Consider the following 19,378-nt stretch of genomic DNA (forward strand, 5'->3'; position numbering starts at 1 on the left):
CCGTTCCTGTTCCCGGCCTCTCCGCCCTTGCGCGGCAGGCCATGGCAGGCTCATGGGAAGGACCATGAAACCCAGCACGGATCCCGCCGCGCAGATCCTGCGCGCCACCCTGTTCGCCGCCCGCGCCCATGCCGGCCAGACGCGCAAGGGGATGGCCGCCGAACCCTATGTAAACCATGTCATCGAGGTCGCCGGCATCCTCGCCGAATATGGTGCGCCCCTGCCGGTCGTCCTGGCGGCCCTGCTCCACGACACGGTCGAGGACACGCCCGTCACGCATGCCGACCTGGTCGCGTCCTTCGGCGAGGAGATCGCCGGGCTGGTCGCCGAGGCGACCGACGATACCGCCCTGCCCAAGGAGGTGCGCAAGGCGTTGCAGGTCAGCCAGGCGCCGAAGAAGTCCGACGGGGCGAAGCAATTGAAGCTGGCCGACAAGATCTCGAACCTGCGGGCCATCGCGGACAGCCCGCCGGCCAACTGGATCCATGCGCGGCGGCTGGAATATGTCGGCTGGGCAGGACGCGTCGCGGCCGGGCTGAAGGGCGTGAACCCGGCGCTCGACGCGCTGTTCGACGAGACCTACCGTGCCGCCGTGGCGAAGCTCTCGGCCGAGAAAGGCTGAGAGCCCGTCCGAAAGCGCGCCGGAGCGTTGTATCGCGCACGCTGGATCGGCATCGCCTCACTTCCACCCGGCCACCCGACACCTGCACCCTGGATGGCTGGCCGGGTGCGGGTCGGTGCCGGATTGTCCGGACGTTCGCCGGGCCGCCACAGCGCTGCCACAGGCGCCGCGCCTTTGCCACGGACCGGCCCCGTCATGAACAAGCGGTCATGATCTTCTACTCCCTGCCTCAGGGAGATGCGCCATGCGCCGCCTGCTTCCGACTGCCACCCTCCTCCTCGCCACCCTGGTCGCCGTCCCGGCCTGCGCCTGGGATCATCCGCCGCCGGCCTATGGCTGGCGCCCGGGTCCGGCCTGGCATCATGCGCCGCCGCCCCCGCCGCGCTGGGGCTGGCACCGCCCGCCGGCCCGGTATTGGGCGCCTCCGCCACGCCGGGACTATGGCTGGAGCCGGCCAAATCGGGACCGTTACGACCGCGGTTGGAACGAGAGCCGGCGCTGGTAGCCGGCTTGCCGGGACCGGGGCGCCTTGCCCCGGGCCCTCCGGCAGCCTAGGTGAGAGGCCCTAGGCGGCCTCCGCGCCGCGCCCGCGAAGTACGAGACGCGATTTCCCGATGAGCAACGACAAGGATACCCCAACGCCCGCCACCGAGCCGGCGGAGCCCGCTTCGCCCGCGACCGCGGCGGAGCAGACGCCCGAGGAGCGCATTGCTGCGCTCGAGGCCGAGGTTGTGGGCTTCAAGGACAAGTGGCTGCGCGCCGAGGCGGAGATGCAGAACCTGCGCTCCCGCACCCAGCGCGAGGTCCAGGAGGCCCGCGCCTATGCCACGCAGAAATTCGCCCGCGACGTGGTCGAGGCGGCGGAGAACCTGCGCCGCGGCCTCGACGCCCTGCCCGGCAAGGCAGCCGGCGAGCCTGAAGTGCTGACCAAGATTCGCGACGGGATTGAAGGGGTGGAACGCTCCTTCATCGGTATCCTGGAGCGCAACGGCGTGAAGCGCGAGGACCCGACGGGCAAGCCTTTCGACCCCGAGATGCACCAGGCGATGGCCGAACAGCCGGCGCCCGACGGCGTCGCGCCGGGGTCGGTGGTGGCTTGCTGGACGCCGGCCTGGACGCTGAACGGGCGGCTGCTGAAGCCGGCCATGGTGGTGGTCGCGGCTGGCGGGGGGCGGTAGCGCCGGTTCTCCGCGGCGGAACCGAGTGGGGCTTTGGCCCCTCTCGGACTTACCCCACCCATGGCCGAAAGGCCTTTGGAAACCTCGATCTGGTGCTGGGCGCCGCCGGCAGGATAGATATCGAAGCCCACCCTGACGTGTCGCGCGCGATACCAACAGATCGCGATCCGGGATCCCTGGTTACTCGAACCACTTCCCCGAACTGCCCGACCAGGTCCAGTCGGAATCGGTGTCGTCCACCCGGCAGAACAGGCAGTGGAAGGTGGTGATGCTGGGCGCCACCTTGCGGACCGCGTCGATGGTGTCTTCCAGGGACACGCTCGCCGCTGACCAGCGATTGCGGATCGTCACCATCACGATGCCGGCCTCCTCCGCGATGCTTTGCAGGGCGGTGTAGGTGGTGCCTTGGTCCTCGGCCTCTTCCAGGTCGTCGGCGCCGTGGCGGCCTTCGAACTTGTTCAGCAGGTAGTTGGTGCAGTTTTCGCCGCCGCTGAATTCCACGTCGCCTTCGGACGCATCCTGCTTGAGCGCCTTGCCGCTACGCAGGAAATTGTTGTTCAGCGCGAAACAGAAGCCGTGCGGCTGGTAGAACTTGACATGACAACCGTTCGGCACCGTGAAGGTCTTGCTGTCTAGGCCATAGCTTGCGCCCATGCTGCCGCCGTGGGCGCCAATATAGCAGGACGTCGCACCCTTGGTGTTGCCGACAATGTAGTGATTCTTTAGCTGAACAACCCATGCGCCTGAGCCGAACTTCATGTGCGACTTGCGCTTCACGTCATTCAGATTGTGGTCGATGAAGTTGATCAGCGCATTGCCGAAACCCATCGTCTCATCTCTCCCGTCCGGTCGCTGACGGGATGTCAGTCGACTTGTATACAACGATGGCAGCACCGGCGCCGGTGCGTCCAGCCGGGTTCGGGCGATGCCGGGCGGAACCGATGGGCGTCAGCTTGCCGTGGCCATCACCTCCCGCGCCGCCCGCCGTCCGCCGAGAAGTGCGCCATGAGCATAGGACGGGGCCTCGGTCGTCGCTGCCTCGCCGGCGAAGAAGATGCGGCCCGCGATGGGCCGCGACAGCGCGGCATGATCGTCCAGTGAGCCGCCGACCGGCAGGAAGGAATAGGACCCCCGTGCATAGACGTCGCGCGACCAGCGGGTGACGCGGGTCTCGACCGGGTTCGGGACGGCACTGCCATACATTCGGCGCAGCGCCTGCATCACCTGGTCCACCTGGGCGGCATCCGGCAGCATCTCGATCCGTTGGGCGGCCGACCCGCCCACCAGGGCCACCAGCACCGGCACGTTCAGATGCGGCTGCAGCGAGACGATCTCCGGCGCTGCATTGTCCCGCGTAGCCGACAGGCTGCGCAGGTAATGCGTCTCGGGCGGCCAGAAGGGCTGGTTGAAGGCGAGGATGATCTTGTTCAGCAAGCCATTGCCGATGCGCGCGATCGCCCCCTGATGTGCCGCCGGAAGCGGCGGGTCGAAGGCGACATCGCCACGCTTCAGCACGCCGAGCGGCAGGGTCACCACCACCCTGTCGACGAAATACGCCTGCTCCGCCGTGGCGACGACGACGCCGGCGCCCGTCATCCGCACCTCCCGCACCACCTGGCGGAGGTGGATGTCGAGACCCCGCCCGAGCAGGTCGGTGATCGCGTTATAGCCCTGGGCGAGCAGGTGGTTCTCGTCGGGGATCTCGCCTTCCCCGCCGAACCAGCCCTGGGCGGAGACCTCCGCCGCATCACCCCCGGCGTAGCCGGCTATGTAGGAGGACAGCCAGGCCGCGACCCGCTGGTCATAGGGCGTGGCCCGCGTGGTCGGGTCGACGATCGGCACGGCCTCGGCCAGCGAGACGTCGCGGGCGCCCCGATACGCAAACGGGCTGTCATGGGCGATGAGCTGGCCGACCGTGTCGAAGATGGCGGTGGTCTCGGCCTCGGTCAGGCGGCGGCCATCGGCGTCGAACATGATGCTGCGGGCGTCGTAGGTCGGCAGGCGCCGTATACCGGCCTGGTCGGCGAGCGGGGTGAGGGGATTGCCCTCCGGCCCATGAATCCACGCCCCGCCGAGATCCAGCCGCTGCCCGCGGAAGGTGACGGTGTGCAGCCTGCCGCCGGTGCGTGCCCGCGCCTCGAGCACAGTCACGCGATGCCCGGCATCGGCGAGCGCCCGTGCGCAGCCGAGGCCGGACAGCCCGGCGCCGATGACGATGACGCTGAGCGGCCGCGCGGGGGCCTGGGCGTGACCGCTGCGCGGCAGGATGGGGGATGTGGCGGCAGCCGCCAGCAGGCGCAGCAGGCCGCGCCGATTCAGTCCCGCGATGCTGACCACGACCCGGCATCCCCCATCTGGTTCTTGCCGGATCGTAAGGTTTGCCCCGACATCGGGGCAATGCGGGCGGCGCCACCCTGGCGCCGCCCCGTGACGGCGGTTACAGCAGGAACCAGCCCGCCGCCGGGGTGTTGGCGCTGTGGATCTCCACCGCGAAATCCGCTGCGCCGTTGCCGTCGACATCGGCCTCTGCCCGGAAGCGCCCTGCCGCCAAGGTCTGCACCCGGACCTGACCGGCCGACGCCGCCCCATCCCCGTCGAAGGCGGCCGCGCCGATGAAGGCGAAGGCCTGGTTGCCCGCGACGAAGGGGTTGGCATCGATGCTGCGCAGATCGACGCGGTCGATCTGCCCGGGGATGGATACGAAGTCGAGGATGACATCCGGCGCGGCGACCGTGCTGTCCGCCACGCTGGTGAAGCGGAACAGGTCATTTCCCGCGCCGCCCGTCAGCGAGTCCGTGCCGGTCCCGCCGATCAGGACGTCCGCGCCGCCGCCGCCGAACAGCGAATCCGCGCCGCCCAGGCCGTTGAGGGTGTTGGCTGCGCTGTTGCCCTCGATCCGGTTGCCGAGCCCGTTGCCGACGCCGTTCATCGCCAGGTCGCCGCCGAGCAGCAGCACCTCGACATTGCCCGTCAGCGTGACGCCGCCGCCGCCGGATGCCGAGACGGTGTCGATCCCCTGGTTCGCCCCTTCGACGACGACGTCGCCGGGCGTGACGATGTAGAAGTCGTTGCCGCCGCCGCCGACAAGGCGATCCGTGCCGAGGCCGCCATCGAGCGTGTCGGCGCCGGCCCCGCCCAGAAGGGTGTCGTTGCCGACATTGCCGGTGATGAGGTTGGCGAGGGCGTTGCCGGTCAGCGTATGGGCGATGGCGCCGGCCGCTTCGAGGTTCTCGACATTCGCCTGGAGCGTGTGATTCGCGGCGGTGGTGCGGACGGTGTCGATGCCCTGGTTCGCGCCTTCGATCACGACGTCGGCCTGGCTGTTGACGATGTAGAGGTCGTTGCCGGTCCCGCCGAGCAGACGGTCGTTGCCAAGCCCGCCATCCAGCGTGTCGTGGCCGGCGCCGCCGTTGAAGGTATCGTTGCCGCTGCCGCCCACGATGAGGTTGTCGAGCCCGTTGCCGATGACGCCGCGTGCCGCGCCGAGGACGACGGCGCGTTCGACATTGGCCATCATGCCGAGGGTTGGCGCGGCGCCGGCGCCGGTCAGCAGGAGCGTGTCGATGCCGGCGTTGGCAGCCTCGACGACGGTGTCCGGCGTTTCATCGAAGACATAGAAGTCGTCCCCTGCCCCGCCACGGAGCACGTTCTTGCCGAGCCCGCCATCCAGCGTGTCGCCGCCGGTGCCGCCATCGAGCGTGTCGTTGCCCGTACCGCCGAGCAGGCTGTCGTCCCCGCCCTGGCCGAGCAGGCTGTCATGGCCATCGGCGCCGCGCAGCGTGTCCCCCACCCCGGTGCCGGACATCGTGTCGTTGCCGGCGCCGCCCGAATGGGGGCCGTCATTGTCGATGATGACGCCTGCCACCTGGAGCGTCGTTGCGCCGCCAGCGAAGACGGCACCGCCGGTCGCGCCGAATAGTTCCAGCACCACGGTTTCGTTCGGCTCGAGGAGGCTGTCGGTGCCAAGCGAGATGACGACGGTGCGGGACGTCTCTCCCGCGGCGAAGGTGATGATGGTGTTGCGCGCGGAGAAGTCGATGCCGCTGGTGGCCGTCCCCGTCGTCAGTGTGCGGTAGCTGACGGAGATCGCCGCCGTCGAGGCCTGCGACAGCGTGATCGTGTAGAAGAGTTGGCCATACCCGCTGCTGATCTCGGACAGCACGCCGGCGCGCGCAGAGATGACCGGCACGCCGCCGCCGCCCGCATCGTCGTCGAGGATGGTGGCCGTGCCGTTGACGCTGCCCATGCCGGCGTCGCGCGGGGTGACGGTCAGCGCGAAGGTCTCGCTGGCTTCGGCGACCGCGTTGCCGACGATGTCCACCGTCACGAAGGCCGTCTGCTGGCCCGCCGCGAAGGTCACGCTGCCCGTCTTGGCGACATAGTCCGAGCCGGCCAGCGCCGTGAGGTTGGAGGTGGCGAAATCGAAGGTCTGCGCGGTCTCGCCGGGGCGGGACAGGCGCAGTTCGAACACCGCTTGGCGGAGCCCCGCATTGCCTTCGATGATCTGCGGATCGGAGACGAACAGGGCGAGGTTCGAGCCCGCGCCGTCATCGTCCAGGATCACGCCGGTCGCGCGGATGGTCGGCTGATTGCCGGCGAAGACCGCACCTCCGCCAGGATTGAACAGTTCAAGAACAACGCTCTCATCGACCTCATCGAGGGAATCCGACGCGACAGCGACCTCGATCGTCTTGACCGTCTGGCCGGCGGCGAAGGTGATGGTCACGTCGCCGTGCTGTTCCACGTCGACGCCGGCGAGAGCCGTGCCCCCGAAGATGCGGTAATGCACCGTGACCGGCGCCGTGGAGGGCTCGGACAGCGTGACCGTGTAGAGCAGGGTGCCGTAGCCCGAGGTTATCTCGTTCAGCGTGCCACCCTTGACCGAGATGACCGGAACCGATCCACCCCCGGTGTCGTCGTCCAGGATCGTCGCCATGCCGGTCGCACCGAGCAGGCCAGTCTGATCTGGGGTGACGGTCAGGAAGAAGGATTCATTGTTCTCTGCGGCCGTATTACCGGTGACGTTGACGGTGACGAAGGCGGTCTGCTGGCCCACGGCGAAGGTCACACTGCCGGTCTTCGCCGTGTAGTCCTGGCCCGCCACTGCGCTGCCGTCCTGGGTAGAGTAGGTGAAGGTCATCGCCGAGGTAGCCGGCTGCGACAGCCGCAGTTCGAACACCGCCTGTGCGACCCCGGCATCGCCCTCGATCAACTGTGGGTCGGAGACGAACAGAGAGAGGTTCGACCCCGCGCCGTCATTGTCGCGGATCACACCGATCGCCTGGATGCTCGGCTGGCCGGCCGGCAGGACGACGCCGCCGGTGGGATTGAAGACTTCCAGAACCACACTCTCGTCGCGTTCGTCGAGCGTGTCATGGGCGACCGATACCTCGACGGTGGCGACGGTCTGGCCGGGGGCGAAGGTGACGGTCCTGGTGCCGTCCTCCGCGTAGTCCGTGCCGGAGAGCGCAGTGCCGCCGACGATGCGGTACTGCAAGGTGACGGACGCGGCCGAAGGCTCGGACAGTGTGATCGTATAGACGAGGGTGCCGTAGCCCGAGGTGATCTCGTTCAGCACGCCACCCGAGACCGAGACGACGGGCACCACCCCACCGCCGGTGTCGTCGTCGAGGATCGTCGCCATGCCGGTCGTGCCGGCCACGGCAGCGGAGGACGGCTTGACCGTGAGGAAGAAGGATTCGTTGTTCTCCGCAACCGCATTGCCGACGACATCGATGGTCACAAAGGCGGTCTGCTGGCCGGCGGCGAAGGTCACGCTGCCGGTCTTCGCCGTATAATCCTGCCCCGCCACCGCGCTGCCGTCCTGAGTGGCATAGGTGAAGGTCATCGACGCGGTGGCCGGCTGCGACAGGTGCAGCTCGAAGACCACCTTGGTTTTCCCTGCATCCCCCTCGATCACCTTGGGGTCGGAGACGAACAGCGCGAGGTTCGACCCGGCGCCGTCATCGTCGAGGATCGTCCCGATCGCGCGCAGGCTCGGCTGCCCGCCCTCGAGCGCCGCACCGCCGGTGGGGTTGAACACCTCGACCACGACGCTCTCATCGATTTCGTCGAGTGCGTCGGTCTTTACCTGGATGTCGATGGTCTTCACCGTCTGCCCGGCGGCGAAGGTCACGGTGCGGACGCCCGTGTCGGCATAGTCGTCGCCGGTGAGGGCAGTGCCACCCATGGCGCGGTACTGCACCGAGACCGGCGCGGCCGACGCTTCCGACAGCGTCAGCGTGTAGATCAACGTGCCATAGCCTGGCGAGATCTCGGTGAGCACGCCGCCAGCCAGGGAGACCACGGGCGCGCCGCCGGCGTCGTCGTCAAGGATGGTGGCCGTTCCGGTGGCGCCCGCCAGCGCATTGCCCGACGGCGTGACGGCGAGGAAGAAGGCCTCGGTCACTTCCATCGCGTTGTCGCCTGACACGGCGACGGTGACGGTCTTGCTCGACTCCCCGACGCCAAAGACGACAGTGCCTTTGGTGGCCGTGTAGTCCTGCCCTGCGGTCGCGCTGCCGTCCTTCGTCGCATAGGTAAAGGTCATGGGCGTCGTGGCGGGACGCGACAGGCGCAACTCGAATGCCGCCTGCCCGGCGCCGGAATCGCCTTCGATGACTGTCGCATCGGACACGAACAGAGCGAGGTTCGATGCCGCCCCGTCGTCGTCCAGGATGACGCCCGTGGCGCGGATACTGGGCTGGTTGCCCGCAAAGCCCGCGCCGCCGGTCGGGTTGAACAGTTCGACAACGACGCTCTCGTCGCGTTCGTCGACCGTGTCAGGGTCGAGTGCGATCGAGATCGTCCCGCTGGGCTGGCCGGCGGGGATGGTCAGCGTCGCGACACCGGTATCGCTGTAATCCACGCCGGGCATCGCGGTCCCGCCGATCGTCCGGTATTGTACCGTGATCGGAACCGCGGAAACCTCATCGAGCGTCACGGTGAAGAGCAGCGTGCCATAGCCTGGCGAGATCTCGGCCAGCGAACTGCCCGTGATGCGGATGACGGGTCCCGACATGTCATGATGCTCCGGCTCTGTGATGCGACAGGATCAGGACAGCATAGGAAGCAGAGTCGAAACAATCTTCGCCACCATCATTGACGAAACGATGCGTGAAAGATTTCATTCGATTTGCCGCCTTTCGCGAAGACGGGGCCGCGATGGTGTGTTGGACAATGCTGCAGAGTCTTGATTGTATGAACTGACGACTGCGCCAGCATTAGTTGAGTCGATTGGCGATGAGGTCGATGGCCGCGGCGGCGCGGCCGGGGGGTGGAAAGGCGTCGAATCCGGCGTCACCGGGACTTGTCCGCCGCCCCGCCAATCAATACATCCGGTCCGTCACGACGCCCCGCCTTGCGCGGGGCCCCCAACCACCCATCCGCGGCGGCCCTCGCCGCCGGTTCAGCACAGGGGGCGGGCACGGTGCCACCACTTGGGCCGACCCCGCCTGCCGCAGAGGAGAGTATCGGATGAGCAAGGTCATCGGCATCGACCTCGGCACCACCAACTCGTGCGTCGCCATCATGGAAGGCAAGGACGTCCGGGTCATCGAGAACGCCGAGGGTGCCCGTACCACCCCTTCCATGGTCGCCTTCGCCAAGAACGGTGAACGCCTCGTCGGCCAGTCCGCGAAGCGCCAGGCGGTCACCAATCCCATGGGTACGCTGTATGCGGTGAAGCGCCTGATCGGCCGCCGCTTCGACGACCCGATGGTGCAGAAGGACATCGGCCTCGCGCCCTTCAAGATCGTCAAGGCCGCCAATGGCGACGCCTGGGTCGAGGTGGACGGCCAGTCCTACGCGCCGCAGCAGATCAGCGCGATGGTGCTGACCAAGATGAAGGAGACCGCCGAGGCCTATCTCGGCGAGACCGTCTCCCAGGCCGTCATCACCGTCCCCGCCTACTTCAACGACGCCCAGCGCCAGGCGACCAAGGAAGCCGGCACCGTCGCGGGCCTCGAGGTGCTGCGCATCATCAACGAGCCGACGGCGGCAGCCCTCGCCTATGGCATGGACCAGAAGAAAGGCGGCACCATCGCGGTCTATGACCTCGGCGGCGGCACCTTCGACGTCTCCGTGCTCGAGATCGGCGACGGCGTGTTCGAGGTGAAGTCCACCAACGGCGACACCTTCCTCGGCGGCGAGGACTTCGACCAGCGCGTCATCGACTACCTGGCTGATGAGTTCCGCAAGGAGCAGGGCATCGACCTGCGCGGCGACAAGCTCGCCCTGCAGCGTCTGAAGGAAGCGGCCGAGAAGGCGAAGATCGAGCTGTCCTCCGCCAAGGAGACCGAAGTCAACCTGCCCTTCATCACCGCCGACGCCTCCGGGCCGAAGCACCTGGTGATGAAGCTGACGCGGGCGAAGCTCGAGGCGCTGGTGGACGACCTGATCCAGCGCACCCTCGACCCCTGCAAGCAGGCGCTGAAGGATGCCGGGCTGACCGCGGGCGAGATCGACGAGGTGATCCTGGTCGGCGGCATGACCCGCATGCCCAAGGTCATCGAGGTGGTGAAGTCCTTCTTCGGCAAGGAACCCGCCCGCAACGTCAACCCGGACGAGGTCGTGGCCATCGGCGCGGCGATCCAGGGCGGCGTGCTGAAGGGCGACGTGAAGGACGTCCTGCTGCTCGACGTGACCCCGCTGTCGCTGGGCATCGAGACGCTGGGCGGTGTCTTCACCCGCCTGATCGACCGCAACACGACCATCCCGACCAAGAAGTCGCAGGTGTTCAGCACGGCGGACGACAACCAGACCGCGGTCACCATCAAGGTCTACCAGGGTGAGCGCGAGATGGCGGCCGACAATAAGCAGCTCGGCACCTTCGACCTGACCGGCATTCCGCCGGCCCCGCGCGGCGTGCCGCAGGTGGAAGTGACCTTCGACATCGACGCGAACGGCATCGTCTCGGTCAGCGCGAAGGACAAGGCCACCGGCAAGGAGCAGCAGATCCGCATCCAGGCGAAGTCCGGCCTGTCGGACACCGACATCGAGCGGATGGTCAAGGACGCCGAATCGCACGCCGAGGAAGACAAGAAGCGGCGCGAGGCGGTCGAGGCCCGCAACCAGCTCGACGCGCTGGTGCACCAGACCGAGCGCACGCTGAAGGAGAATGGCGACAAGGTTCCCGCGACCGAGAAGGCCGATGTGGAATCCGCCATCACCGAGGCGAAGGCCGCGATGGAGAAGCAGGACGCCGAAGCTGTGACCCGCGCCAGCGAGCGCCTGGGCCAGGCCGCGATGAAGATGGGCGAGGCGCTCTACAAGGCTCAGCAGGCCGAGGCCGCCAGCCCTTCGGACGCGGGTGCGGCGCCAGGCGGCGGCTCCGCGAATGCCGGCGGCAACGACAAGGTCGTGGACGCCGAGTTCGAGGAAGTCGACCCGAACAAGCGCAAGCCGTCCTGACGGGCGGGTCGCGTCGCCATGAGTCGTGCCGCCCGGTTCCCCGAAGGACCGGGCGGCGCATGTTTGGGGGATGACGGGCTGGCACTCCGGATCGTGGCAGGCCGCGATCCGGGAGCGCACGGCGCGACCGCGCCCAGACCAACCGGGGTCGCCGGAGCGGCAGCACAGGGCGCGAAGGCAAGCCGCACGGACGGGGCCCAATCACGTTGCGGAGCGACGCGATTGGGAGACCTGGATGTGCGGCGCCCGCCGTCTGAGGGCATGAGCAATGTCTAAGCGTGATTACTACGAGGTCCTCGGCGTTGGTCGCGACGCCGATGAGGACGGGCTGAAGAAGGCCTATCGCAAGCTGGCGATGAAGTATCACCCCGACCGCAACCAGGGTGATGCCGAGGCGGAGATCCGCTTCAAGGAAGTCAGCGAGGCCTATGAGATCCTGAAGGACGGCGAGAAGCGCGCTGCCTATGACCGCTTCGGCCATGCCGCCTTCGAACAGGGCGGGCCCGGCAATGGCGCCGGCTTCGGCGGCGGCGGACCCTTCGGGGGCGCCTTCGAGGACATCTTCGAGGAAATGTTCGGCCGCTTCGGCGGTGGACGCGGCGGCGGCCGGGGTGGCGCGACAGGCCGCGGTACCGATTTGCGCACTCAGGTCGAGATCACCCTCGAGGAAGCCTTCGCCGGCACCAAGTCCAATATCCGCATCCCGAGCTCCGTCTCCTGCGAGGCGTGCAAGGGCACGGGCGCGGAGGGCGGGTCATCGGCCGGCGTGCAGACCTGCGGCACGTGCAATGGCCAGGGCAAGGTCCGCGCGCAGCAGGGCTTCTTCCTGATCGAGCGCACCTGCCCGACCTGCGGCGGGTCCGGGCGCATCATCAAGAACCCCTGCAAGATCTGCCATGGCGCCGGCCGCGTGCAGCGCGACCGCAACCTGAACGTGACCATCCCGCCGGGCGTGGAGGACGGCACCCGTATCCGCCTCGCCGGCGAAGGCGAGGCCGGGCTGCGTGGGGCGCCCTCCGGCGATCTCTACGTCGATATCGCGGTGAAGCCGCACCCGATCTTCCAGCGCGACGGCGCGAACATCTTCATTCGCGTGCCGTTGCGCATGACGCAGGCGGCGTTGGGCGGGCATGTGGAAGTCCCGAGCATCGATGGCGGCCGAGCCCGCGTGACGATCCCGGCCGGCACCCAGACGGGCGACCAGTTCCGCCTGCGCAGCAAGGGCTTCTCGGTGCTGCGCTCCGCGGCGCGGGGGGACATGTATGTCCAGGTCAGCGTCGAGACGCCGCAGAACCTGACGACGCGCCAACGAGAGCTGCTGGAGCAGTTCGAGGAAGACGCGGCACAGGCCAGCAAGACCAGTCCGGAGAGCGAAGGCTTCTTCGCCAAGGTGAAGGAGTTCTGGGAGGGCCTCGGCCGGTAGAGCGGCCGCCCTTCGGGGATAGGTGAAGGACGGCCGCCTCCGCCGGCATCGCACGCACCGCCGATCCGGCCAGGTTCGGGGCAGGCCGGGCCCGGCGGGCGCGCGCCGCCGTCAGATCGGCGTCGCCCAGTAGTCGTCGATCAGGCGGCGGCGGTTGCTCCAACCCTCCTCGGCGACCGGCGCATTCTCCAGCCGCACCTTGTCGAGCTTGACGACATAGCCGCCGAGGCTGGTGTCGTAGCGCAGCATCTCCCACGGCAGCGGGTAGTGCTTCGAGCCGAGGCCGAGGAAGCCCCCGAAGGACAGCACGGCATAGGCGACGCGTCCGGTGGACTTGTCGAGCATCACATCCTCGATGCTGCCGATATGCTCGCCTTCGAGAGAATAGACGTCGGTTCCGGCCACCTTACCGCCAGCGATCAGATGGCCGGTGGTCGGCGCCGTCATATCCTTGGTCGTAGGTTGGGCAGTCTGGCGCGGATTGAGCGCGGTCATGCGGATCCTCCTTGTTTGGGTCCTTCAAGCTCAACGCGCCGCATCCGCGCGGGTTGACCGGCGCCGATGACAAGGCCGCGATCGGTCCCCCCTTGCCCTCGCCGCGCGCAGGGCGATGATCCGCCCCGAAAACGCACCGGCGCACCATGCGCCCGGGCCAGAAAGGAGCGCGCCGTGACCATTCGCATCGGCATCGCCGGCATTGCCGGCCGCATGGGCCGCCTGCTGGCGGAGGAGACGGAGGTGGCGGGCGCCGTGCTCGCCGGCGGCACCGTCCGCCCGGGCGCGCCGATCGCCACCCTGCCGGCCGGCCTGCCGGTTCTGCCGGACATCGTCGCGCTCTGCGCTGCCTCCGATGTCGTGGTGGACTTCACCCATGCCCATGCCGCGCGCGCCCATGCGCTGGCGGCGGCGGAGACGGGCACGGCGCTGGTGCTCGGCAGTTCGGGCCTGTCCGCGACCGACGAGGAAGCCGTGGCCGAGGCCGCCAAGCGCGTGCCCATCGTCTATGCGGCGAGCTTTGCCCCGGGCGTCACGCTCTTCCTCGCCGTCGCCGAGCGCATGGCCGCCGCCCTGCCGCCCGAGCAGTACGATGCCGAGATCGTCGAGATGCATCACCGTCAGAAGGTCGATGCGCCGTCCGGCACCGCCATCGCGCTCGGCCGGGCGGTGGCCGCCGGCCGCGGCACGACGCTCGAGGAAGCGGGGCGGGAGAGCGGCCGCGACGGCCATTGCGGGGCACGCGGGACGGGCGCCATCGGCTTCGCCGCGCTGCGCGGCGGCCAAGTGGTCGGCGAGCATACGCTGATCTTTGCCGCGGCCTCTGAGCACATCAGCCTGACGCATCGCAATTTCGACCGTCGTGTCTATGCCGCCGGGGCCGTGCGCGCGGCGTTCTGGGTGCAAGGCAAGGCGCCGGGGCTATACGCCATGCGGGATGTTCTTGGGATGTGATTAACCAATAAGTAGATCATTCAGGAAATATCCATGCGCAGTAATGGGTATTTCATGCAACCGTAGAACGATGAGCATCTGCACAATCGGGTGAAGTTCGTATCATTTCCGAGAATCATCTTCCCGTGCAGAGAGGTGGCACAATAGAGTGTCGCCATGTCCATGAACCCAGGCACACCCACCGCCGAGGCACCTCAGCCCGGCATCAACGGCGCGGCGGGGTTCGCCGCGCAGAGTGCAACCTGGTTCGAAACGGGCGGGATGCTCGGCCAGGCGCCCTGCTATGTCGCCGGGACGCGCATCGCCACGGCGGGCGGCGAGGTTCCGGTGGAGACGCTGAAGCCTGGCGATACCGTGGTCACTGCCGATGGCGGTGGTCCACCGCTGCGGCCAGTGATCTGGGTCGGGCACCGGAAGGTGTCCCTGCGGCGGCGTGGCAACCTGCTTGCCCTGGCGCCCGTCCGCATCACGGTCGGAGCCCTCGCGGATGGCGTGCCGCATCGCGACCTGTGCGTGTCGCCCGATCACGCCATGTTCCTGGACGGAAGGCTTGTGCCGGCGGGATTGCTCGTGAACGGTGTCACCATTTTTCAGGACTTCCACCATGCCGAGGTGACCTACTGGCACGTCGAACTCCCCGCCCATGCGCTGCTGGTGGCGGAGGGGGCACTGTCGGAGTCCTATCTCGATGACGGCAATCGCGGCCAATACGACAATTGTGGCCTGATCACCGTGTTCATGGATGCCGTCACGGCGCGCGGCACCGGCCGCTACGACGCCGCATCCTGCTTCCGGCCGCTCCGTCACGGCCCGTTGCTGGATGCCATCCGCGACAGGCTGGCCTTGCGGGCCAAAGGGATGCGGCGCCGCGCCTGAGCGTCAGGCGCCTAGCAGCCGCGACAGCAGCCGGGCCTCGGCCACCACCAGCGGGGCGATCGTCTCCGCCTCCACCGCGCCCAACCGCACGACAGGTCCCGAGACACCAATGGCGCCGAGGAAGTGCCCGTCGCGCCCGAAGACCGGTGCGGCCACAGCCGCGATCTCCGGGTCGCGCTCGCCGATCGACACGGCGTGGCCGACTTCGCGCGCAGCGTCATGCACCGCCAGCGTGCCGTCGGTGAAGGCCATCAGCACATGCGCGCTCGCGCCCCGGTCCAGGGGCATCGCTGCCCCTTCCTCGATGTGCAGCCGGATCGGCCGGGGGGAGGGCTCGCGAAACAGGCAGATGCGGCGCTGGCCTTCCCGCACGTAGAAGCCGCCGGTCTCCCCGGTGCGCTCCACCAGCCGTGTCAGGGCCGGCCGCACCTGGTCTGCCAGATTGAACCCCGCGCGATACAGCCCACCGAGCCGGAAGGGCGTGGGCCCCAGGCGATAGGTTCCATCGGACCCGCGCACCAGATAGCCGAAGCGGATCAGCGACCCCGCCAATCGCAGCGCCGTGCTGGGGTAAAGCCCTGCGCGCGCCGAGAGTTCCGCCAGCATCAGCATTTTGGTCCCGTCGGCGAAGGCTTCCAGCAGGGCCAGCGCGCGTTCGACCGCCTCCACCCGCTGTTCCGCTGCTGGCGGGGCAGGGCTGGCGGGACGGCCGCGGCGCCGGGCTGGCCGCGTCTCGGTATTGACCTCAGGGATATCCACGGTGATTATTCTATCCATTAGAATTTATTTCTGTTGCGCAGAATAAATCACGTCGGCTTCGCCGGCAATAACAAGCCGGTAGCGCCGGCATGAGGAGACGGTTGATGAGCGACCTCCCGCGAACAGTACGCATTTCCGAGGAAGGCCCCCGTGAAGGCTTTCAGATCGCGACGACGCCTGTGCCCACGGCCGACAAGATCGCCCTGATCGACGCACTTTCGGCGACCGGCGTATCGCGCATCCAGGTGGCGTCCTTCGTCAGCCCCAAGCGCGTGCCGGGCTGGGCGGATGCCGACGCCGTCGTCGCCGGCTTCACGCCGAAGCCGGGCGTCACCTACACCGCGCTGTGGTTCAACCCGCAGGGGCTACAGCGCGCGCTGGCCTACAAGGATCGGCTCGCGATCTCGGGCTCGATCACCGTCGCGGCCTCCGAGGCCTTCTCGCTGCGCAACCTCAACCGCGACCGCGCCGGCCAGATCGCCGCGCAGCGGGAGAACGTCGCCGAGCATCAGGCGGCCGGCGTGCCGGTTACCCGCGCCTCGGTCCAGGCCGCCTTCGGCTGCAACTTCCAGGGCGACATTACCCCCGCCCAGGCGATCGGTGCCGTCGCCGATGCCATGGCCATCGCTACGGAGACTGGCTGCGCCATTGAGCGGATCTCCCTGGCGGACACCATGGGGTGGGCCAACCCACTTCAGATCGAACGGGTCGTCGGCGAGGTCCGGTCCCGCTGGCCCGACCAGAAGGTGTCCTTGCATCTGCACGACACGCGCGGCCTCGGCATCGCCAATGCGCTGGCCGGACTGCGCATGGGTGTCGCCGACTTCGACGCGGCGGTCGGTGGCGCCGGTGGCTGCCCCTTCGCCGGCCACCCCGGCGCGCCAGGGAACATCGCGACCGAAGAACTGGTGATGCTATGCGAGGAAATGGGCATCGCCACCGGCATCGACATCGACGCGCTGATCGCGGCCGGGCATCTCGCGGAGCGGGTGCTGGGGCGGACCCTGCCCTCGGCACTGCTGCGGGGCGGGTCGCTGACCGCGTTCCGGGCAAAGGCGCGGGCGGCGTGACGGGGGATCAGAGAGGGGCTTTGCCCCTCTCCGAACCGCGAAGCAGTGCTTTGCGCCCCACCAGAGGCCACAGGGCCTTTGGAAACCGATACCGGGTGTTGGGCGCGACGCGTCCTGCCATCGTGGGGAACGCGCGCCGCGCGCCACGGCCGGTTTCATTCCAGCGCGGGGCACGGCGCGCCCCACCGCCGATCAACACAGCCCCCCTGCCCGGCGCCAAATTGAGGTGTCCAGAGGCCTTTCGGCCTTTGGCGGGGGAGGTTGGGAGGGGGCAGAGCCCCCTCCGCGCGCCCTCCCAGGAAGGAACGCAGCCATGATCACCCCGCTCCCCCTCGCCGGCATCCGCATCGTCGAGTTCTCCCACATGGTCATGGGTCCGACCTGTGGCCTGGTGCTCGCCGATCTCGGCGCCGAGGTCATCAAGATCGAGCCGCCCGGCAAGGGCGACCGCACGCGCTACCTCACCTCCTCCGGCACCGGCTTCTTCCCGGCGTTCAGCCGCAACAAGAAGTCCGTGCAGCTCGACACCGACGATGCGGATGACATCGAGACGCTGAAGCGCCTGATCGACACCGCCGATGTGCTGCTCGAGAATTTCCGCCCCGGCGGGTTGGAGGCGAAGGGCCTCGGCTATGCCGCCCTGTCGGCGCGCAATCCGCGGCTGATCTATCTTTCGCTCAAGGGCTACCTGCCCGGGCCCTATGAGAACCGCACGGCGCTGGACGAGGTCGTCCAGATGCAGTCCGGCCTCGCCTACATGACCGGCCCGCCGGGCCGCCCGCTGCGGGCCGGCGCGCCGGTGAACGACATGATGGGCGGGATGTTCGGCGCCATCGCCATCATGGGCGCGCTGCGCCAGCGCGAGGCGACAGGGCGCGGCCAGCACCTGCAATCCGGCCTGTTCGAGAACGCGGCCTTCCTCGTCTCCACCGCCATGCTGCAGCAGGCGATGACGGGCCAGGACCCCACGCCGATGCCCGCCGGCCGCCGCGCCTGGGGCGTGTACGACGTGTTCAACACGAAGGATGGCGAACAGATCTTCATCGGCGTCGTCACCGAGCGGCAATGGGAGATCTTCCTGCGCGAGCTCAACGAACCCGCGCTAGACAACCCCGACTACGCCACCAACACCGACCGGGCCAAGCGGCGCGAGACGCTGATCCCACTGGTGCAGACGCTGCTGATCAAGCACGACGTCGCGGCGCTGGAGGCCATGTGCGAGAAGGCCGGACTGCCCTTCTCCCGCATCGCCAGGCCCTGGGACCTGTTCGAGGACCCGCACCTCAAGGCGAGCGGCGGGCTGCTGCCCATCACCCTGCCCGATGGCCAACCCTGCACCGTGCCGGCCCTGCCCATCACCTTCGGCGGCGAGCGCCTGACCGTGCGGCTGCCCTTGCCGACGCCCGGCCAGCACGATGCCGAGATCCTCGGACCGCTGCGCGCCGAGGCGCCTGGCGCCGCCGAGTGACCGAACCCATCGGGAGAAACGACCGCCCATGTTCCGCCGCCACCTGCTGACCGCCGCCGCGGCGGTCGCGCTGCCCTGCGCCGCCCGTGCGCAGGCCGCCTGGCCCGACCGCCCCATCCGCCTGATCGTGCCCTTCCCGCCGGCCGGCGGCACGGACGTCATCTCGCGCGAGATCGGTGGCCGCATGGCCGCCGCGACCGGTTGGAACATCGTCATTGACAACCGGCCCGGCGCGGGCGGCAATATCGGCCTCGATGCCGTCGCGAAGGCGGCGCCGGACGGCTACACCATCGGCATGGGGCAGGCGGCGAACCTCGCCATCAACCCGGCGCTCTATCCGCGCATGCCCTTCGATCCGCTGACGGATTTCGCGCTGATCTCCCTGGTCGCGACGCAACCCAATGTGCTCGTCGTCGCGCGCGGCGCGCCCTTCCGCACGCTCGCGGACCTCGTCGCCGCCGGCAAGGCGCGGCCGGGGACGCTGACGGCGGGCAACGCCGGCAATGGCACCACCGGTCACCTGGCTGCGGCGATGTTCGCCCAGGCGGCAGGGATCGACATCACCCATGTGCCCTATCGCGGTGCGGCGCCGGTCATCACCGACCTGCTCGCCGGCCGCGTGGACATGTTCTTCGCCAATCCGCTGGCCGTGAAGGGCGTGCTGGAATCAGGCGATGTCCGGGCGCTCGCGGTGACCTCCGCCGAGCGCAGCCGCACCTTCCCCGCTGTGCCGACCGTCGCCGAAAGCGGCTATCCGGGCTTCGAGGCGGTGAACTGGACCGGCCTCGTCGCCCCGGCCCGCACGCCGGACGCGATCATCGCCCGGCTGAACGAGGAAACCCGCAAGGCGCTCGCTTTGCCCGAGACCATCGCGCGCCTGGCCGCGGAAGGCAGCGAGCCCTTCGCCTCCTCGCCCGAACGCTTCCGTGCCTTCCTGGTCGAAGAACACGCGAAGTGGGGGCGGGTCGTGCGGGAGGCAAGGATCGAGCTGAACTGACGGGTGGCAAGGGACCCAGGAGAGGGGCCCTGATCTTGTGAACTTGCCGTACTCCGCTTCGCTATGACGGCGGCGGCGGACGTGCGGCCGCCGCGCCGTCGCAGCGGGTCCCGCCGGTGACAGCG

14 protein-coding genes are annotated in these 19,378 nt (G+C 68.7%); 9 read left to right on the forward strand and 5 right to left on the reverse strand.

The features are described from left to right. Nucleotides 1–64 precede the first annotated feature (64 nt). Nucleotides 65–622: an HD domain-containing protein gene (locus tag KPL78_RS26825; protein ID WP_219766200.1), complete on the forward strand. Its 558-nt coding sequence runs from the start codon at nt 65–67 to the stop codon at nt 620–622. A 614-nt stretch (nt 623–1,236) separates the two neighbouring features. Continuing rightward, nucleotides 1,237–1,800, forward strand: a complete 564-nt coding sequence (locus KPL78_RS26830) for a nucleotide exchange factor GrpE (RefSeq protein ID WP_219766202.1) — start codon at nt 1,237–1,239, stop codon at nt 1,798–1,800. Between the two features lie 180 nt (nt 1,801–1,980). Here KPL78_RS26830 and KPL78_RS26835 read toward each other — a convergent pair whose 3' ends face one another. From KPL78_RS26835 to KPL78_RS26845, 3 genes are all read right to left on the reverse strand, one after another. Further along, nucleotides 1,981–2,628 (reverse strand): putative adhesin, encoded by a 648-nt coding sequence (locus tag KPL78_RS26835; protein ID WP_219766204.1) that lies wholly within the window; start codon nt 2,626–2,628, stop codon nt 1,981–1,983. Between the two features lie 120 nt (nt 2,629–2,748). Beyond that, nucleotides 2,749–4,137: a flavin monoamine oxidase family protein gene (locus KPL78_RS26840; protein ID WP_219766398.1), complete on the reverse strand. Its 1,389-nt coding sequence runs from the start codon at nt 4,135–4,137 to the stop codon at nt 2,749–2,751. 100 nt (nt 4,138–4,237) lie between these two features. Further along, a complete protein-coding gene (locus KPL78_RS26845) occupies nt 4,238–8,821 on the reverse strand; it encodes a beta strand repeat-containing protein (protein ID WP_219766206.1) in 4,584 nt (1,527 codons plus the stop codon). Between the two features lie 455 nt (nt 8,822–9,276). Between KPL78_RS26845 and dnaK the strand changes: the two genes are divergently transcribed. Further along, a complete protein-coding gene (gene dnaK / locus KPL78_RS26850) occupies nt 9,277–11,211 on the forward strand; it encodes a molecular chaperone DnaK (RefSeq protein WP_219766208.1) in 1,935 nt (644 codons plus the stop codon). Nucleotides 11,212–11,479: 268 nt separating this feature from the next. Next, nucleotides 11,480–12,634: a molecular chaperone DnaJ gene (dnaJ, locus tag KPL78_RS26855; RefSeq protein WP_219766210.1), complete on the forward strand. Its 1,155-nt coding sequence runs from the start codon at nt 11,480–11,482 to the stop codon at nt 12,632–12,634. A 111-nt stretch (nt 12,635–12,745) separates the two neighbouring features. Here dnaJ and KPL78_RS26860 read toward each other — a convergent pair whose 3' ends face one another. After that, the gene (locus KPL78_RS26860; RefSeq protein WP_255569514.1) at nt 12,746–13,129 is read right to left on the reverse strand and encodes a PRC-barrel domain-containing protein; all 384 of its coding nucleotides are present in this window, start codon (nt 13,127–13,129) and stop codon (nt 12,746–12,748) included. Between the two features lie 180 nt (nt 13,130–13,309). On the opposite strand from KPL78_RS26860, the gene dapB reads away from it, so the two are divergent. Further along, the gene (gene dapB / locus KPL78_RS26865; RefSeq protein WP_369412879.1) at nt 13,310–14,083 is read left to right on the forward strand and encodes a 4-hydroxy-tetrahydrodipicolinate reductase; all 774 of its coding nucleotides are present in this window, start codon (nt 13,310–13,312) and stop codon (nt 14,081–14,083) included. Nucleotides 14,084–14,239: 156 nt separating this feature from the next. Then, nucleotides 14,240–14,959, forward strand: a complete 720-nt coding sequence (locus KPL78_RS26870; protein WP_219766214.1) for a Hint domain-containing protein — start codon at nt 14,240–14,242, stop codon at nt 14,957–14,959. A gap of 3 nt (nt 14,960–14,962) precedes the next feature. On the opposite strand, the gene KPL78_RS26875 is transcribed toward KPL78_RS26870, so the two are convergent. Then, a complete protein-coding gene (locus KPL78_RS26875; RefSeq protein WP_369412874.1) occupies nt 14,963–15,718 on the reverse strand; it encodes an IclR family transcriptional regulator in 756 nt (251 codons plus the stop codon). Between the two features lie 104 nt (nt 15,719–15,822). Here KPL78_RS26875 and KPL78_RS26880 point away from each other — a divergent pair, with 104 nt between their 5' ends. The 3 genes from KPL78_RS26880 (at nt 15,823) to KPL78_RS26890 (ending at nt 19,253) form a co-directional block, all read left to right on the forward strand. Then, the gene (locus KPL78_RS26880) at nt 15,823–16,788 is read left to right on the forward strand and encodes a hydroxymethylglutaryl-CoA lyase (RefSeq protein WP_219766218.1); all 966 of its coding nucleotides are present in this window, start codon (nt 15,823–15,825) and stop codon (nt 16,786–16,788) included. Nucleotides 16,789–17,101: 313 nt separating this feature from the next. Beyond that, on the forward strand, nt 17,102–18,256 hold the full coding sequence (locus KPL78_RS26885; protein ID WP_219766220.1) for a CaiB/BaiF CoA transferase family protein: 1,155 nt from the start codon (nt 17,102–17,104) through the stop codon (nt 18,254–18,256). 28 nt (nt 18,257–18,284) lie between these two features. After that, nucleotides 18,285–19,253 (forward strand): Bug family tripartite tricarboxylate transporter substrate binding protein, encoded by a 969-nt coding sequence (locus tag KPL78_RS26890; RefSeq protein WP_219766222.1) that lies wholly within the window; start codon nt 18,285–18,287, stop codon nt 19,251–19,253. Nucleotides 19,254–19,378 lie beyond the last annotated feature (125 nt).

Origin of the sequence: Roseomonas alba, from assembly GCF_019430885.1 — a bacterium.
Taxonomy (GTDB): Bacteria; Pseudomonadota; Alphaproteobacteria; order Acetobacterales; family Acetobacteraceae; genus Neoroseomonas; species Neoroseomonas alba.

Excerpts from the sequence above, each read along its gene's own strand:
- KPL78_RS26825 (WP_219766200.1), top strand. The coding sequence starts at position 65 with ATGAAACCCAGCACGGATCCCGCCGCGCAGATCCTGCGCGCCACCCTG.
- KPL78_RS26830 (WP_219766202.1), top strand. The coding sequence starts at position 1,237 with ATGAGCAACGACAAGGATACCCCAACGCCCGCCACCGAGCCGGCGGAG.
- KPL78_RS26835 (WP_219766204.1), bottom strand. The coding sequence starts at position 2,628 with ATGGGTTTCGGCAATGCGCTGATCAACTTCATCGACCACAATCTGAAT.
- KPL78_RS26845 (WP_219766206.1), bottom strand. The coding sequence starts at position 8,821 with ATGTCGGGACCCGTCATCCGCATCACGGGCAGTTCGCTGGCCGAGATC.
- dnaK (WP_219766208.1), top strand. The coding sequence starts at position 9,277 with ATGAGCAAGGTCATCGGCATCGACCTCGGCACCACCAACTCGTGCGTC.
- dnaJ (WP_219766210.1), top strand. The coding sequence starts at position 11,480 with ATGTCTAAGCGTGATTACTACGAGGTCCTCGGCGTTGGTCGCGACGCC.
- KPL78_RS26860 (WP_255569514.1), bottom strand. The coding sequence starts at position 13,129 with ATGACCGCGCTCAATCCGCGCCAGACTGCCCAACCTACGACCAAGGAT.
- KPL78_RS26870 (WP_219766214.1), top strand. The coding sequence starts at position 14,240 with ATGTCCATGAACCCAGGCACACCCACCGCCGAGGCACCTCAGCCCGGC.
- KPL78_RS26880 (WP_219766218.1), top strand. The coding sequence starts at position 15,823 with ATGAGCGACCTCCCGCGAACAGTACGCATTTCCGAGGAAGGCCCCCGT.
- KPL78_RS26885 (WP_219766220.1), top strand. The coding sequence starts at position 17,102 with ATGATCACCCCGCTCCCCCTCGCCGGCATCCGCATCGTCGAGTTCTCC.
- KPL78_RS26890 (WP_219766222.1), top strand. The coding sequence starts at position 18,285 with ATGTTCCGCCGCCACCTGCTGACCGCCGCCGCGGCGGTCGCGCTGCCC.